Origin of the sequence: Methanoregula sp. (assembly GCA_041645435.1) — an archaeon.
Lineage (GTDB): Archaea > Halobacteriota > Methanomicrobia > Methanomicrobiales > Methanospirillaceae > Methanoregula.
This window is the reverse complement of record JBAZQB010000001.1, coordinates 232048-248962: the sequence shown is the minus strand read 5'-3', so window position 1 is coordinate 248962 and position 16915 is coordinate 232048. Positions and strand designations below refer to the sequence as shown.

The 16915-nt window shown below is 45.7% G+C and carries 17 protein-coding genes; 3 read left to right on the top strand and 14 right to left on the bottom strand.

The window, feature by feature from the left end:
* Window positions 1-8: 8 nt before the first annotated feature.
* From WC593_01205 to WC593_01145, 13 genes are all read right to left on the bottom strand, one after another.
* Entirely contained in the window at window positions 9-1961 is a 1953-nt protein-coding gene (locus WC593_01205) for a chemotaxis protein CheA (GenBank protein ID MFA4823753.1), read from the bottom strand.
* Entirely contained in the window at window positions 1954-2994 is a 1041-nt protein-coding gene (gene cheB, locus WC593_01200; protein MFA4823752.1) for a chemotaxis-specific protein-glutamate methyltransferase CheB, read from the bottom strand. Before cheB ends, WC593_01205 begins: the two co-directional genes overlap by 8 nt.
* A 2-nt stretch (window positions 2995-2996) precedes the next feature.
* Window positions 2997-3359: a response regulator gene (locus tag WC593_01195; GenBank protein MFA4823751.1), complete on the bottom strand. Its 363-nt coding sequence runs from the start codon at window positions 3357-3359 to the stop codon at window positions 2997-2999.
* 67 nt (window positions 3360-3426) lie between these two features.
* On the bottom strand, window positions 3427-4236 hold the full coding sequence (locus tag WC593_01190) for a CheF family chemotaxis protein (GenBank protein MFA4823750.1): 810 nt from the start codon (window positions 4234-4236) through the stop codon (window positions 3427-3429).
* Between the two features lie 70 nt (window positions 4237-4306).
* Entirely contained in the window at window positions 4307-5572 is a 1266-nt protein-coding gene (locus WC593_01185; GenBank protein MFA4823749.1) for a hypothetical protein, read from the bottom strand.
* Window positions 5573-5582: 10 nt separating this feature from the next.
* Window positions 5583-7214, bottom strand: a complete 1632-nt coding sequence (gene flaJ, locus WC593_01180) for an archaellar assembly protein FlaJ (protein ID MFA4823748.1) — start codon at window positions 7212-7214, stop codon at window positions 5583-5585.
* 1 nt (window position 7215) lies between these two features.
* Window positions 7216-9087 (bottom strand): type II/IV secretion system ATPase subunit, encoded by a 1872-nt coding sequence (locus tag WC593_01175; protein MFA4823747.1) that lies wholly within the window; start codon window positions 9085-9087, stop codon window positions 7216-7218.
* Window position 9088: 1 nt separating this feature from the next.
* Window positions 9089-9820: an ATPase domain-containing protein gene (locus WC593_01170; GenBank protein ID MFA4823746.1), complete on the bottom strand. Its 732-nt coding sequence runs from the start codon at window positions 9818-9820 to the stop codon at window positions 9089-9091.
* Between the two features lie 18 nt (window positions 9821-9838).
* On the bottom strand, window positions 9839-10327 hold the full coding sequence (locus tag WC593_01165) for a hypothetical protein (GenBank protein ID MFA4823745.1): 489 nt from the start codon (window positions 10325-10327) through the stop codon (window positions 9839-9841).
* A gap of 6 nt (window positions 10328-10333) precedes the next feature.
* A complete protein-coding gene (locus WC593_01160; GenBank protein ID MFA4823744.1) occupies window positions 10334-10840 on the bottom strand; it encodes a flagellin in 507 nt (168 codons plus the stop codon).
* A gap of 3 nt (window positions 10841-10843) precedes the next feature.
* Window positions 10844-11788: a hypothetical protein gene (locus WC593_01155; GenBank protein MFA4823743.1), complete on the bottom strand. Its 945-nt coding sequence runs from the start codon at window positions 11786-11788 to the stop codon at window positions 10844-10846.
* Window positions 11789-12136: 348 nt separating this feature from the next.
* On the bottom strand, window positions 12137-12733 hold the full coding sequence (locus WC593_01150; GenBank protein ID MFA4823742.1) for an archaellin/type IV pilin N-terminal domain-containing protein: 597 nt from the start codon (window positions 12731-12733) through the stop codon (window positions 12137-12139).
* Window positions 12734-12748: 15 nt separating this feature from the next.
* Window positions 12749-13327 carry an archaellin/type IV pilin N-terminal domain-containing protein gene (locus WC593_01145; protein ID MFA4823741.1) on the bottom strand — a complete coding sequence of 193 codons (579 nt, stop codon included), beginning with the start codon at window positions 13325-13327 and terminating at the stop codon, window positions 12749-12751.
* A gap of 507 nt (window positions 13328-13834) precedes the next feature.
* Here WC593_01145 and WC593_01140 point away from each other — a divergent pair.
* Complete coding sequence (locus WC593_01140; protein ID MFA4823740.1) at window positions 13835-14674, top strand: hypothetical protein; 840 nt, start codon at window positions 13835-13837, stop codon at window positions 14672-14674.
* Between the two features lie 101 nt (window positions 14675-14775).
* On the opposite strand, the gene WC593_01135 is transcribed toward WC593_01140, so the two are convergent.
* Window positions 14776-15153 carry a translation initiation factor IF-5A gene (locus WC593_01135; GenBank protein MFA4823739.1) on the bottom strand — a complete coding sequence of 126 codons (378 nt, stop codon included), beginning with the start codon at window positions 15151-15153 and terminating at the stop codon, window positions 14776-14778.
* 97 nt (window positions 15154-15250) lie between these two features.
* Here WC593_01135 and WC593_01130 point away from each other — a divergent pair, with 97 nt between their 5' ends.
* Both WC593_01130 and WC593_01125 read left to right on the top strand, forming a co-directional pair.
* Entirely contained in the window at window positions 15251-16027 is a 777-nt protein-coding gene (locus tag WC593_01130) for a bifunctional fructose-bisphosphatase/inositol-phosphate phosphatase (GenBank protein MFA4823738.1), read from the top strand.
* A 6-nt stretch (window positions 16028-16033) separates the two neighbouring features.
* Complete coding sequence (locus tag WC593_01125; protein MFA4823737.1) at window positions 16034-16846, top strand: NAD(+)/NADH kinase; 813 nt, start codon at window positions 16034-16036, stop codon at window positions 16844-16846.
* Window positions 16847-16915 lie beyond the last annotated feature (69 nt).

Here is a 16915-nt window from a genome sequence, read left to right as displayed (position 1 = left end):
TCATCCACCTACACCATAGTATTTACATCAAGTACTGGAACCACTTCACCATCACCAAGTATGGTAATCCCGCTTATTCCCCGGGTATTACCGATAATGCTGCTCAATGGTTTTACTACTACTTCCTGCTTTCCTTCGACAACGTCAACTGCAATACAGCACTTGCGTTTCAGGTACTGCACAACAATGAGGATCTCACGCTCATCTGATTTTCCCATCATATCATCGAGTAAGAAAATCTCAAGCACTTCATCTCTTAAAAGAATGGTATCACTTTTTCCTATCCGGTGAGTCGAACCACTCTTAAAATTCGCTACTTCGACAATACTGCTGATAGGTATGGCAAGTCTCCGCTTGTTGAGCCGTACAATCATAACATCAACGATGGCCATCGTGGGAGGAAGCAGGAGTTCAAACCGGCTGCCTTTTCCCGGAGTTGTTTCGACACGGATAGAACCTTTTAATGCTTCAATGGATCGTCTGACCACATCGAGTCCGACACCCCTTCCACTGATATCGGTAATCGTATCTGCGGTTGAAAATCCCGGCAGGAACAGGAGATCGACAGCCTGATCGGTAGTCAGGGTCACTGCACTTTCCGGCGTTATCAGGCCTTTTTCTACCGCCTTTGACTTGACCTTCTCAACATTGATACCCCCGCCATCATCAATAAGTTCGATAATTACATTATCCCGGTCACGATGAGCAGAAAGCTTAACAAACCCTTTGCGGGGTTTACCGGCTTTTTCCCTTATATCAGGGGCTTCAATCCCATGATTCACGGCATTCCGAATTAAATGGAGAAGAGGATCATTGAGCCCGTCCATAACGCTCCGGTCAAGTTCGGTCTCTCCTCCGTCGATAACAAATTCCACTTCTTTGTGATCGTACTGGGCAACATCCCTGACAACCCTTGGAAGGCGATTGAAGATATGGTTTAAGGGGATCATACGGATGTTCATCATCAGGTTCTGGAGATCTGATACGGACCGATCAACCGTACTAATTGCTTCATCCAGCTCCTTGATCTTGTTCTGTTCAGCGATCTGTTTGAGCCTCCCACGATTGATGACAAGATCCTCGACAAGATTCATGATATGGTCGAGCTGGGCGATATCGACCCTGAGGTTTTTTATTTCCCGGTTTTTATCCTGACTTGCAGACGGTTGTTTTTTATCGGATTCTGAAGGTTTTATCTCTTCGGATACCTCAGTTTGGGAGATCGGCTCTGCTTTTTCTGCAGGGGCTATTTCAACGGATGCAATATCAGTCCCGGTTGCTGCAGTCTTCAAGGCATCCTCGCCCACGTCGCTGGCAATCTTCAATACGAGTGAGCCATCGAATTTACCTTCATCGATATCATCCCGGGATGGATCTATTGACAGGATGGTTCCCAGAGACTCTAGATTGCCGATTGCAAGCAGCGCCCGTATATCTTTCATGACACAGTCATCAGCAACGGTAATTTTTATCGAATATTGTGGTCGATCTGTCTCATCGATTATTTCTGATTTTTTTGTGGTTGCTTTAGGGGATGTGACAGTCGGTTTGGCAGTAACACCTTTTGATTCCCCCGCATTCTGTGTAAGCCATTGTTTTAAGGCTTTTACCTGCTCATCAGGGTTAACCGATGAAGAATCTCCCCCGCCTTCAATATCGTCAAGCATCAGTTCGATGGTATCAGAGCTTGCAAGAAGAATATTGCTCAAATCTGCAGTAATCACTGCACTCCCGCTGCGGATGAGCTGGAACACGTCCTCCATGGTGTGGCAAAGTCGCTCCATCTCAGAAAATCCCATCGATGCCGAGGCGCCTTTAAGCGTATGGATGGAACGGAATATTTCATCAATAGCAGTCTGGCTTCCGCCTTTTTCCAGGATTAACATGTTCTTTACCAGATTCTCGTGATTCTCACGGGATTCTGCAACAAACAAGCCACGGTATGCTTCAAATTCAGACATTGATGCCCTCCATTTCACGCACTACCTTCTCGATCTCCTTTGCAAGTTTTTTCAATGGCAGGATCTTATCGGCGGCATCATGTTTGATAACGGATCGTGCCATGCCATAAACCAGGCAGTCTTTCTCATCACATACGAGATTTTTTCCGCCCGCGTCTTTTATTACCAGCGCCCCTGCGCCGGCATCATTTCCCATGCCGCTCAAGGTTACGGATACAATATTTTTTCCATAGACGCTGACTGCAGATTCATACGTTTTATCAACCGCAGGTTTGACGCCATGAAGGGGAGGTGAATTGGTGTGGATAATGCGTCCGGTTTTTTTATTGTTTTCCGATAATGCACCGCTGACAACGGTATGCACACCTGCTTTTGAAAGGAGAATCCTTCCGGTCAGGATAGGATCACCCGTTTCTGTTTCTTTGACCGGGATTGGAGAGATACGGTTAAATCGTTCTGCAAGGGGTGCAGTAAAACCCGGGGGCATATGCTGCGTAACAATAACACCCGCAGGAAGATCTGCAGGGAGATCCGCCAGTAGCATATCGAGCATCGGCGGACCTCCAGCTGATGATCCGATGAGAACCACGCGATCAGCGGGGCGTGTGGATAAGGATTCTTTTCTTGCTACTGCTTTAGAGGGCAGGATCATGAGATGTTTGACGGCATTGATCAGTTCCTGCCCAATCTCCCGCACATGCGGTATATCCTTTGGCTTGAGCATAAAATCATCTGCTCCGAGCCGTATTGCCTGAACAGTCAGTTCAGCATCTTTTGAAGTGAGTGTACTCAGCATCAGTATTTTTGGACGTTTCGGTTGTTTTTGGAGTTCTTTTAGGACTTCAATCCCATTCATCACGGGCATTTCGATATCAAGGGTGATAAGATCGGGTGAGAGACTCTTGATCTTTTCTAACGCATCAACACCATTTGACGCAGTTCCCACTATTTCAATGGACGTATCTTTTGTCAGCATATCTCTGATGATTGTCCGCATGAACACGGAATCATCTACGATAAGTACCTTAACCATAATCAGGACGCCAGTACGTTTTTGACTTCTTCAAGAACCTTGGGTGCCTGGAACGGTTTGACGATATATCCTTTCGCACCGCTTTTTATCGCGAGTTTGACCATCTGTTCCTGGCCAACAGCTGTACACATGATGATCTTTGCTGCGGGATCAATCGCCTTGATGCCCTTTAATGCCTCAATTCCATTCATTTTAGGCATCACGACATCCATGGTGACGAGATCTGGTTTCAATTCCTGGTATTTTGCTATCGCTTCTTCGCCATCCCCGGCTTCACCAGCAATCGTGTGTCCGCCAGTAAACAGAATATTTTTAATAAGGGTTCGCATGAAGAGCGTATCATCCACGATCAAAATCTTTCCCATTGACGATCAAATTAAAGTTAGTGAGATCATTGCATAAAGAAGTATTGGTACAAAATAAGGAAAAATATTAATTTGTTTGAGATTTGGTGGCATCTGTAATATATCTTACCCCTTTTGTCGTGAGCTGGATCTCTCTTCGGATAATAACCACTTCACCAATACCCAGTGCCAGTATTTTATCATATATCTTGTCGAGCTGCTTGTGGGGAATGTTGAGCATATTCTCTATAGCATGGGAATCCATTCCCGAATATACGAGCATGGCAACCTGCTGGTCAACCCCGTCCAGTTCAGTCCCTTTCATATCCATGCTTTTTGTCGTGTCTTTTAAGAAATTATAGAGGACCTGCAGGGTTGAAAGTGGACAGAGGACAAGACTTGAAACCACTTCAGCAGATTCCAGATGGTCGATTCTTACCACATCGGTGGGTTTTCCCTGTACATCCCGTTTGGTGAGTTCGATCGCTGCCACATCATTGATAGGAACACAGATCTGTTTTACTGCACCTACAAACCAGATTCCACTCTTGACAACAACGACACTCCCCTTTTCCCACTGGGCTTCCTGGACCATCACACCCCCTCGGATAGCAGGTGACATGAAGTACGCCATGAGCCTATAGGCATTACAGGACGTGAGAATAAGTTTCTTTAAGATCTGGAGGACTTTTTCAACGGAAAGTATCTTATAAATCACTTCAGTATCCGTTTTTACCGTTACAATAAGCATATTTTTCTTTTCAGAAACATCAGATACGGACTTAAAGAGTATCTCTTTGTTTATCGGAGCCGGAAGTACCATACGATCTTCACCTACTCCCAGTTTAGTGACGATCCATTCCTTATTGAATTCAATTTTTATGGGTACTTCTTTCATGGGACCTCGATAATTTTTTCGTTTTTATGGGGATCGAAAATATCCAGATATATGTGTGTAGTGCTATGGCTTATTTTGTTTCCTCTGGGGGAGGGGTTTCCTTTTTCTGCGTTTTCTTGATCGCGTCCATCCGTGTATACATGTCGGTGAGTTCGCTCTCAATCTCGTTAGCAGGGGCTTTAAAATCCTTTAATTCACGGAGAAGGCTGAGATTTTTTTCTACTTTCACATGCTTAACATCAGACGCAAGCGAGCTTAAAAGATCTGCATCGCTCCCACCACCTCCGGCGAATGCAGCCATATCAGATTGGGTTGATATCTGATCCTCGAATTGACTGGCATCTTTCGGAGCATCAGATTTAATCCATTCTGTCTTTACCGGTTCTTTGCCGGGTTTGGGGGGAGCAGCTACGCTGGCTGCAGCCGGGGCTGGCTGGGGGGTTGATGGACTTGGGGCTTTTTCCCCAGTATCCTCATCAAGCTCGATATCATCAAGGCTCAGGTTGTCAAGATCACCAAAGTCACTATCACTTGCGTCACCGCTATCGAGACCAGGGAATCCTTCAAGTCCCTGATCATTATCCTTGAGGATATCCCCTGCTTCCCCGTCAATATCGATTGTGGGGGAAGGAATTTCCGGTTGACTGAGTTCGAGTGATGTTGTATCCGGAGCTGAGGTCGTTGAGCCTTCCGAAATTCCAGGTGTTGATCCCGGAAAATCATGGTCATCCAGGGAATCGAGCAGACCCAGATCGAATTCATCTTCTGACAATGAGAGGAAGGGATCCTGATCTTTTGTGGAGCTACTGGTACCTGCACCCCCTGCGGGTAAGGGCACGGATGTATCTGAGACGTTGCCCGTTCGTGCAGGTGCCGGACTTCTCTCAACTTTTTCACTTACCGTTTTGTCAAGCTGTTTATCGATATCCTCTACCTTTTTCCCACGTTTGTTGCGTTCTTTGAGCAAAGATCCCAGTGATTTTATGGAAGATACAAATGAAGTGAGATGAAGGCCGATACCACTCTTCTTAGCCGGACCTTTTACAGGTTGTTTTGCCTCTGCTTTCACCGGTTGCGTTTTATCCTTCTGCACAGGAGTGGATTTTTCAAAAAATTTCATACTGTCGAGTTTTTTGATTATCCCGATCTTTTTCAGGTTACCCAGAGAAGTTTTAATCTCTGCAACCGTGATAGCACCGAGAATAAGAAGGATTATAAAGCCCACGATAAGGAGAATGGGAATTAAAACAATAAGGGGGATATCAAAGAGAATCAGGATAGATCCCGTGATAACAATAACTGCAAACAATATTGGCCTGCGGAGACTTTCTTTCATTGCGGATCTCTTATCCTCCCAAACCAGACTTTGCCATATTCGCCAGTCCTTCCGGGCTGAAGAACATACCGACACCGATGGGTGCCAGAAGCAATACGAGTCCGGTACATGAACAGAATATTGCTGAGTAGAAATAATACATATACCGATCCCCTCCTCCGACTATCCGTGCTGCAAGGATATTGGCTATTGTGATGATTGTCACAATTATTACTACAAACGTCATCATCTCTTTTTCCGGGAAATTGGAGAGCAGGCTCATACCTCCAAGAGCAGAACCAGACGAGACGCCCGCTCCGCCCGCGCCAGTTGATCCTGCGGCTACCGCATTCTCCTGGAATTGCGTCATCATTTTTGCTACGGAGCCGGTCAGGACGACCATGATCTGGTAGAGTGCAACAAAAATTCCTATCATTGCGATATGCATGGGTATAAGGAGCACGAAAAAACTTTTGGCATGCATATCTTTCTTCTCTCTCAGGAGTGTTTGTTCAAGCACTGAAGATCCAACGACATTACCGATTGGGTCTGGAGGACCCCCCAGCATGATCGTATCCAGATAGATATTTAAGTATTTGTAGATGAGATTGCTTCCCGCTTCACCAATAAATTTATCCCAGATTTGTTTATCATCCAGACCCAGGTTCATCTTTGAATATACAGAATTTATCAAAGGCTCAAGTGCCGGAAGTGATTTCCTGTCAATAATTCCCAGCGCATATACCGTTGTGGTGCCCTGCCCTCCCATAACGGATCCGAGACTCCTGATAAATGTTGAAAAATCTGCATCGCGAAGAGTAATATTGGAATCATCAATATAACCGATGATACCAAGAGGGGCCAGAAGGATTCCTACAAGAAGAAAGATCAGACCCGCGTGAATACCGAGTAGTACAAGGACGATAACAGCGACAATGGTGAGAGGTACGATGATCCTTTCCATGGCATGAATGGTCTCCTGTTCCTTCGATACACGGGTTATAAGACCATGGGATTTTGGATCATCCGGAACAGACGAATACATAAGGACATTGCCACTGACGGAAATGGCGAGGATGATCCCATAGGCAATATTCAATGTGCCCTGAATGCCTGCCGGGGCATAGATGGCAATCGAGATCATCATGACCACAGCTATCACAGTTCCCGACAGGAGCATCGCGATATAGGCATCTCCCCATTTCTTGAGCATCTCGAGTCCCTGCTCTATCTGGCTCCGGTATACGGTCCGCACGGTCGATAGCTCATTTTTTAAGAAATCATCATCAGGGACACCAGAATCAATGGCATTTGAATACCGGTTCAGCATACTCTTGAGAATAATGTTATTTGTGCGTTCTGCCACAATGCTTAACGATTCTGCATAACTAAAACCCCATTTCTTTGCGAGCGTATCCACTTTGCCGATGTATTTTGCAGAAATATACTCCGTACGATTAGCCGAGTAGGCAAAAATTTCCGGGCGGGTGGCACTGGCAAGTCCAAGAGATGCCATGTACGTGATCATAAAGAGCAGATCTGCTCCCATTTTTTTGGCTTCAGTTACGAGAGCGACTTTTTCTTTGAGTTCCTCAAGAGTAGACGCAAAGGGGATCTCTCTTTTAGCCGTCGTTTCTTTAGGACCTTGTACGGTATCAGCCATATCAGGAACCAATCTGCAGGAGTCCCTGTTTCTTGATCTTGGTCATCATATGGAACAGATCCCAGAATTTTGTATAGCCGGCTTTATGCAGGCGTTCAAGAATTTTTGCCCGTTTTTCTACTTCAAGATAGATTTCTGATTTTTTACTATCAGGCATCCCCAGCATTGTGGCAATCTTGCTTTCAAGCAGGTAAGAACTGCCTTTACCACTCCAGGTAAAAGTGTCTGAAACCGGTTCCCAGCTGAACATCTCGACAAAGGTAAATCCCTGGGTCTCCGGGTTGAACCCTACCAGTTCATTGCAGCTGATCATCCGGCGTACCAGTGAACCATCCGGGCGCTTGACTGCACTCTGGATGACCACAAGGTTAAGGTTATCCACATATGTCCGGGGAATGTTGATCGGGTCTCCACAGAGACGCTGGATGAGTTTTTCAACCGATGCAGCGTGGAATGTGCTCATAACGGGGTGACCGGTCTGCATTGCACCAAATGCCACTGCCCCCTCTACTCCTCGTATCTCACCGACAAGGATCTGGTTGGGGCGCTGACGTAAGGCTGCCTTGAGCAGGTCAAACATGGACACTTCACCACTGGCACCGCCGCCTTCACCTTTTCCTTTGGCAAGCGCAACTTCCCGGATCCAGTTCCTGTGAGGCACGTTGAGTTCCGGCGTATCTTCAATCGTGACTATCTTGTTTTCCGGAGGAATGAATGTTGTAATTGCATTCAGGAGGGTTGTTTTCCCACTCGCGGTCTCGCCACTGACGAAGAGTGACATCCCGTACTCTACGCAGATCCAGAGATAGGCAGCTGACAGATAGTCAAGACCATTACTTTCAATGATGTTGAGAATGGAAAGCGGAACTTCGTTAACTTTACGGATGGAAAAATTGCTCCCGTGGCGACTGATTGCAGTTCCATAGACAATGTTGATACGCGAACCATCCGGCAGTGTAGCATCAACAATTGGACTCCGGTAAGTGATCGGGCGCTTGATCTTTTCTGCCATTTTGACTACAAATTCGTCAAGTTCACTCGAGACTTTGAATTCAATGACGGATTTGAGACCTTTGAAAATCTTGTGCTCAATGAAGATCGGTCCGATACCATCACAGGAGATATCTTCAATATAGGAGTCCGAGAGGAAGGGTTTGAGTACCCCCATATCGATCTTGTCCCGGATAAGCAGGTACTCAATGGCCCGGTACTCCTCATTCGTAAGAATTACCTTGCCATCAGGAGTGAGAGGGACCTGATGCTTCTTTTTGACATTCTTCATCTTGTCTTTTGCTGTGAAGTCCGTTTTCAAAAAAGTTGTGATTCTGGATGCCATATCCTGCTTTACTAAACCACCACTGCCAGAAAACTGTGCAAGATCAACATTTTTCGGTCTGATCACTGCCACAATTGCAAGCATCCTTTTGATGACTTCTGCACGTTCCTTGTCGCTGATCGGATCTTCATCCAGACCATCAATCAGGTCAATTAATTTGGTCTCAATTACAGGCAGCATCGCACCGACACTATGGAGGAACGAGGGCTCAATGGGAATATAATAATTCCGTACATCATCTGGGTCGGGAAGGATGTGAATAAAGGTTGTTTCATTGACCGGATAAATAATATTGGGACTTTCCATCTTGCGGAGATCTTTTTTCAGCTCCGATAAAAAGAGCGGGATGCCATACGTATTTACCGGAAAGGTATGAAGGTATTCAAGCAGGTGAGGGCTTGCTTTTACATATTCTTTGGCATTTGCCGGGAGCATTTTGTAAAGGGGGCTTGATTCAATGTCGGTGTAAAAATCAACATTTGAATCAACCACCTCGGGTTTGTACGGAAGATTGACTGCAATCGAAGGACTGCCCATATCAGACTCTCGCAAAACTCATGGGGATGACTTTCATTCCATAACCCGGATGGACTTCAAAACTGACAAGGTTTCCGGTGATCTTTCTTGCACCGCGTACCTTATTCACCTCCATCACCATGACATATTTGTCCCCGACCAGAGCTTTTTTCATGTTCAGGTGAGCATCAGCGATTGATCGTATCCGCACAAGAGTGTCTTCCTCGAATGCATAAGTATGAAGGGTCACAAGAATTGTCTTGCCATGATCAACGAGGGACTTGCAGCTGGTAAAGAAGGTAAGGATTGCGTCCGTCTCTGCGTATTCGGTAAACAAGGTGAGTGAATCGATGACGACCACCTGAGCTTTGCTTTTCTGGATGTGCGTGATGAGGTGTGCAAGGATACCGGCCATCTCTTCTTTTTTCCACTCAAATCCAACAACGTGAAGAGGAAAGACCTTGAGGTAGCCCCAGGCAAAGTACTCGGATATATCGAGACTCATCGATTCCATCTGTTTGATAAAACTCTTGGTGGTACTCTCCGTGGTGAAGAGGTCAACAGATAATCCCTGCTTCATTGCGCCCCAGATGATCTGCTGGGTCAGTACACTCTTTCCGGTATCATTCTCCCCTTCAATTAAGGTGAGCGACTCAAGCGGGAGACCATCGGCAATCTTTTTATCCAGCTCACTGTTGCCGGTAGAGAGGATATGCTTATCTTCGCCCCCCATCAGGTCAGAAATGTGTGCCATCAGGTTCTCCTTTCAATATCAGGGATATGTTGTCTGAGCATTAACTCCATTGCTTGTTGTCACCTGGAACCAAATTGGATTGCCACCGGTAAATGTTGCCCAGACCCACATCTTTTCACCGGGATCCAGCTGGTTGGGATGAATTGTATCAGGAACAATCATTCGTTTACACCAGTGATTATCAGTACCACACGATGTGCTATAGGTAAAATGCTGGTACTCTGATTCAGATCCATCCCAAGTATAAATATCCGTGTGATTAAAATCGGATATTATTTCATTGCCCGTATTCATCACGCTGAAATTGAATCCATTTCCGGTTATTGATGCCTCGGTTTTGTTTACACTGAGGCTGGTTCTCAATTGTGCCTCATTTTGCAGGGTGAGATCTTTTTGGGCGGTTGAGACAACTTCTGCTGTTGTGAGTACACTCCCGACAAGCATATATGCGACGATAACCAGCAGCATCACCCCGATTGCTGCTCCAATGATCTCCGCGACAGCCATAGTGCATCAGCTCACAGCAGTAAATTCACTCGAGCGCCAGATGCCGTCCGGGAGTACGAACTGGAAATATACGATATTTCCACTTGCAGGCATGGTAGAAGGTATTGCATATACCTCAAGAGTCTCTCCTGGATCCCAGTAGCCATTACTATTGAGATCACTTAGATACTCTGTCCAACGAGGAGCAATTACAGGGGGATCATCGGTAACATAATCAAGCCGGCCAAAATTTCCCACTTCACCACAAAAAACATCAGACTTCTGGATATCTGCCAGGGGTATTCTCTCGCTCCCGACATTTTTCATCCATACCTGCACCGTTGATGTCGATGACTTGCCAAAGGTAGTGACAATCTTAAAATCCGTACGGAGACGCTGGTCAGATTCATGCGTAGCAGACTGGAATGTTCCTGCCATGGTATAAACAACCGGAAAAACAGCGTTGATCAATACACCGGCCGCAATGACTGCGGTAATCAAAAACAGAGCGGTGGTAAATGTCTCGGCAGACATTGATCATATCCTGTCGGGCAGATTCATCCAGTCATCATCATTTTCTTTGCTCTTTGAGGGGGTGGAGCGTTCCCTCATGGAAACACCGGAAATATCGATTCTGTCATTGCCGGGTTTTTCCTTTGGGGAAACATCCTGCTGGCGGTGCTCCATCATTACTTCAATCATATCCCGGTCAAGTGATGTGTCGGTAGGTGCGAGTATACGATTCAATGAATAGAGCTCGGCTACAAATTCATCCGGGCCCACTTCGTGCTCTTCGCCAAGATTTGCCGGCATGAGGCGGGAGATCTCCCGGATCTCATCGCAGGAATCTTTGGAGATGTACCCCATAGCCTGGTAGGATCCCAGGATTATTTCGAGACGGTCATGTCCGAATTTTTTTACAGCCTGGTGGGTCCATTTGAAGAGTTTATACACCTTCTGGAGCCGGAGTTTTTCGTTTGCGGGGACGGCAAGGGGCAGTACTATTTTTGGTTGCTGATTTGCAGGGGGAGGGACAATAACATGGTTTCTTAAGGCAGCGAGCATCTGTTCATCCAGCATCTTTCGTTCTGTATCGTGTTGAGTCGGGGGTTGAGCGGGTTTTTCAGGTTCTTTTTGACGGTCTGCCTTTATCTTCTCTGCTTCATCCTTCGATTTGGTTGCATCTATCTGCGATTCACGGGCATCAAGGGCGGCTTCCCGTGCTTCAAGGGCTGACCGTTTTGCTTCTTCAGCATCAGCATCAGCAGATGATGGAGTCTGACCCGGCATTCCACCGGCCGTTGCAGTAAGCGTGAAAGGATTTTCCAGTTCATTCATCCGTTCGCGGATGTCCATAAGGAGACGTTTGATGGAGGTTTTGATCAGGTCGACTTCCCGCTCGAGATTCTGGAGCTTGACCTCCGGGTCATCTTCTGATGCGGCAGTGATGATATGGTCTACCTGGGACTGGTTTACCGCCATAGTATATCTATGCGATATATCACATTTGTCATTAATAAATATTCTTATTGTCTAATACGGAGAAATTGGAACAGGGGTTTAATTTTGAGAGCGTTGCGGGCTTTTGATAAGCGTGCACCGGTTTTTTTCGTTTTAATTGCAGTTATATACCCGGTAAAAATTCTTATACAATTGTTACCACAAGATCCTGCAATCCGGGGGACATAACGGGTTGAGTCTTATTTTCAATAAGACAGATACCTATTCCGATATTTCACGGGCAGGAGTTTTTTTGATCTCTGTCCCGGCCACGTGCGCAATCATTACAGAATTGATATACAACTCATAGTAAGATCCAAAAAAAAGAGATTAGTAGAGGGGTTGAATCGTGTCAATTGTACCGGGTACCGTTCTAGTAATCGGTAAAACCGCTCCAATCGCGGGCTGGAAATTGATCGTGAACTTCGTGTTGGCAATTGTCGTTGTGGGCAGTTCCACGATAATAACCATCTGTTCGTTGGGATCGAGTACATCATTGGTATTGCCATAGAGGCGGTCCCCTATACACCAATAGAGGTTTGCCTGTTCGACACCCATGGCATCAGAACAAGTAGCCGTCTTTGTCAAGCTTGAATTATAGCCTCCGTTATTATCACGATAAGAAACCACCATCTGCGATAAGTCCATTCCGGTACCACCTGCAGTAAGAGCAACAGTTATGTTGGCATAAGTCAGGGAAGGAGTAGCATGGTAAGTGGCATTGACACCATATACATTGCCCACCAGCTCCATGCTTGAGCTCGCCTGCTGCACGCCCGTGTGAACGGTCGCCTGAGCCGTCTGGGATGTGAAGAACCCGGCGCCGAGCACCACGTACGAGAACACTGCTGCAACGACAACGAATGCGATCAGCACGATAGCGGCTTCAAGTCCGGTGAATGCATCCTCTGAATAAAGATTTTTCATTTTTGTTCACCCTCCTTAAAATACCTCATAATAAGTCAATGCAGCCATCGATAAGGGCATAGTTCTACTGATCGGAAGTGCTGCTCCGACGGAGGGTTTTACCTCAATAGTAAACTTATCGTTGACTGTTAACTGGCTCGCGGTCCATGCCGGTTGATACGTAGCACCGGCGAGGTAAATTGAAACTAATGCCATCTCCCGTGGTTCAAGGGAATTTCCCGCAGTTTGTGAGTTCAGGACTTGCAGATTTACCTGGCTGGCAGAATAGGTTGAAACCCTGTTTTTCGTAGAAACGGTGTATGCAATAGTATTCATATCAACCGGAGCACCCCCGGCAGCAAGCTGCAGGTAGAATGACACGTTGTTTGCTGTAGTGGAAGTATCAGCTCGAACCGTTACCGGACCCGAAGGTTCGAGTGCCGAGGTTGCCTGCTGAACACCTGTGTGCACGGACTCCTGTGCCTTCTGGGTTGTGAAGAACCCGGCACCGAGTACCACGTACGAGAACACCGCCGCGACAACGACGAATGCAATGAGCACAATCGCTGCCTCAAGACCGGTGAACCCTTCATCATTATATTTGGACGAATTCATGTTTTCACCTTTTTCATAGTGGACACTGGTTGTCCCAGCATCCCTGTTTCATAGGATGATGTCATGGTATTTATATTTTAGCGATAAACCGGAGTCCAAATTCACCCATAATCCGTTTTTTTGAAAAAATGAATATGATTTTGCTAAAATCGGACACCACCCCCGTCGTAAGACCGAAGAACAACATTCAATAGGTTCTTCGCTATTCTGAGTGGGTAACTCCTTATAAACCAAGTCTGATTAGGTCTTTGCACGCCCTATAATCTATAAATTATGATATTTTGGATCTTCAAAGATTAAGTCCTGTTGACGATTTTGTACTTAATTCATGGATATTAATCGAATATCAGAACTCACGAATAAGCCGAAAAATGCCAGTTTCGATAATCGTTATTACAAATCTACCCACACGAAACAGCGAAGAGCCATTCAATATCGATCTTATGTAAATTCGGTACCATCGAACGAGTATTTATCTGGTAAAAATCAATAGCATATTGTAAAGCGATGGATAAAAAAGATATCATGTATGTGGTGGGTGCATTCTGCATAATACTCGTAATAGCATTGGTAATCAAACCCGTCATGACTGGCCAACCAGTCAATACGGGGATTGCATCAACAACGCCAAAACCCACAGTTACACCTTTGACATTTGCTGATGCGAATATCACCCGGCAGGTTGTCACGGTTGTGACAGCCGTTGCAATACCTACGGCAACCCCAACACCGGTTCCAACGTGGGATAAGAATGTAGCTAATTTGTCCTTTGTTGATCCATCAAAATATGGTATATCGGTTAATCAATCCCTTCCAAATAGTACCCGGTTTGATGAAAAACTGCCGGATACTAACATGACCACCTATGCAAAGTTTTCGGGACAATACAGCGGGACAACAGAGACTATCAGTATACCGTTCCCATACTGGGAACTTGTGTATACCATTGAACCATCTCCTGCGGTTGTACCCGATATGATCCAAGTGATCCCTAAAAAAGGTGAAGGATTATCGTACAGTGGTTTGCAGGGGTCCTATTCTACTGCAAATCCTGATTTCTCCATTCAGGTTATGGATGCAGGTGATCCCAATCGAATCGTCAGGATCATTACACCCCCGGGGGGTATCGATCTTGATTTATGGCTTGGGAAGAAAAAAGAAATTACCAATCCTCAGGATAATTTAAAAACCAATCAAAAAACTGCTGACAGTGATTTTAAATCTGTTGATCCCCGCCCATGGACAGAGAAATTCTACAGTGGACAAATGAGTTATTTTTTTATTATCAATGCACACAACCTGCAATCTTACAGTATTGAAATCCATGTGCCTACACGATATATTTGAAATAATCAATGTTTCAGGATTTTTTGTACAAATATTCCCAAAGCATTTATAATTGTTACCGTAATGGAATTATCTAGTATAAGTTAAAAGAGAATAAAAAATTAATCGAATTTTCTCTTGCCCATGGATTCCATATAGATATACTCTTTTCCAACTTCGATGGTTCCTTTCTTGTCATCCGGAATTGGAATTTCAAAGTTGGTAAAGTCTTTCATATCCATTAATTGAGCCGTGCTTCCGGCAATGGACAGAATCTGGGCGCTCTTCCGCTCAACAACCGGCACATAGGTTTTTGCGGATACCGGTGAGACGATAGACCTTTTGACACCATCAAAAAGACCCATTGCATCAATACGGGCTTTTGCTGCACCATGTTTGCCGGGTTTGGATGTTGCAATACTCAGCACCCTGCAGGGTTCATCTTCAATAACGATATAGCGTCCTTCCTTAATCTTTCCGATTTCTGTCTGTTCTTTCATCTTATTCACATCTCTTTTTTTGAATTTAATAATCGCGGTAGTAATTTATCACCATAGCATTACATAAATACAGCGTAGAAAAATGGGTAATGTGGCCATGGAGTTCCTGTCAGCATGCAACCAGATGGCAGATGAAGTAGAACAGAGAATCCACGATCTCGTAGGAACTTCCGAGGGGGGTAAAACGGTCCGTATGGGAGCTGATCTTACACCTACAAAGGTAATTGATCAGGTTGCTGAAGACTGCATCCTGCAATTTTTACAGGATAATCCATTAGGCAAACTTCTCATAAGTGAAGAGGCCGGGAAAGTCGATCTTACTGGTGATCGGGGAACTATCTATCTCGATCCTGTTGATGGTACGTTCAATGCCGTAGCCGGAATACCATTTTATGCACTCTCCATTGCGTACGCAGAAAAAGGAGAGATTCAGCAGGCATTTGTCCGGAACCTGTCCAGCGGGGAAACATTCACTGCAATAAAAGGAAAGTATGCACGGTGCAATGATAAACCGATACATGTATCGAATGTCACGAATCTCGATGAATGTGCGATGAGCATTTACGGACGTAAATTTGATCCAACGCGCGTGATGCAGCTGGGACAAAAAATCCGTCGCTGGCGTCTTTTCGGAGCATCGGCTCTGGAACTCTGCTATGTCGGCTGCGGAAGAATTGATGGTTTTATCGATCTGCGTGATACACTCAGGGTTACTGATGCTGCTGCGGGCATGCTTATCTGTACCGAAGCCGGGGGCAAAGTATCGAATCTCAACGGGGGCACCATACAGTTCCCGGATGAAGTGACCATAGGGCGATGCATTGTTGCAACCAACGGTGCTGTCCACCACAAAGTAATCGAATATCTGCGGTGATCTTGTATGCGTCTGTTACTTGTTTCACGGATCGATAATCCGGATGCAATTGCCTATTCCCGGAATGTCAAGGCTGTACTGGAACAAGATGGGGTAGAGGTTTATTTTGATGACGATACTGCGGCAATTCTTGGTGAAACCGGATTACCGTTAGCTGATACCACTGCCGATGTCGTTGTGGTTGTTGGCGGAGATGGTACGATCCTCCGCACAATCCAGCAGATGCGGCATCCGGTTCCGGTGATCGGTATCAACCGGGGGGAAGTGGGATTTTTAGCAGATCTTGATCCTGCTGAGGCTATAGATTTTGTGAGAACTCTTTCCCGGGGATTTTCTGTTGAAGAACGGATGCGGATCACGCTCTTAAAAGAGGGCATTAGTCTGGGAACCGCACTCAACGAAGCTTTGATCGTAACAACACGTCCGGCAAAGATGCTGCGTTTTTCAATCATTGTTGATGGTATCACAACTGAGCAGTTCCGGGCTGACGGACTTCTCATCAGCACTCCAACCGGATCCACTGCATATGCCATGAGCGCTGGCGGACCTATTGTCGATCCGAGGATACAAGGCTTTATCCTGGTCCCGCTCGCCCCCTACCTCCTTTCGTCGCGTCCCCACATTATCAGCAGTAACCGGCGTCTTGAAGTGAGACTTGAAAGCACAAAACCGGCAAATCTTGTTATTGACGGTCAACAGACCATTGAACTGGGTACCTCTATGACCATTGAGGTAAAACCTGCGGCATACCCGGCAAAGTTTGTTGATATCGGGCGAAATTTCTTTGAAAAGGTCGATAACAAATTACGAAAGCTCTGATTCTTTTTTGCTCGTTTGTTTTTATTGTCTGTTTTCATATCTGCAATGTATTTCACGGTTGTAGGTTTT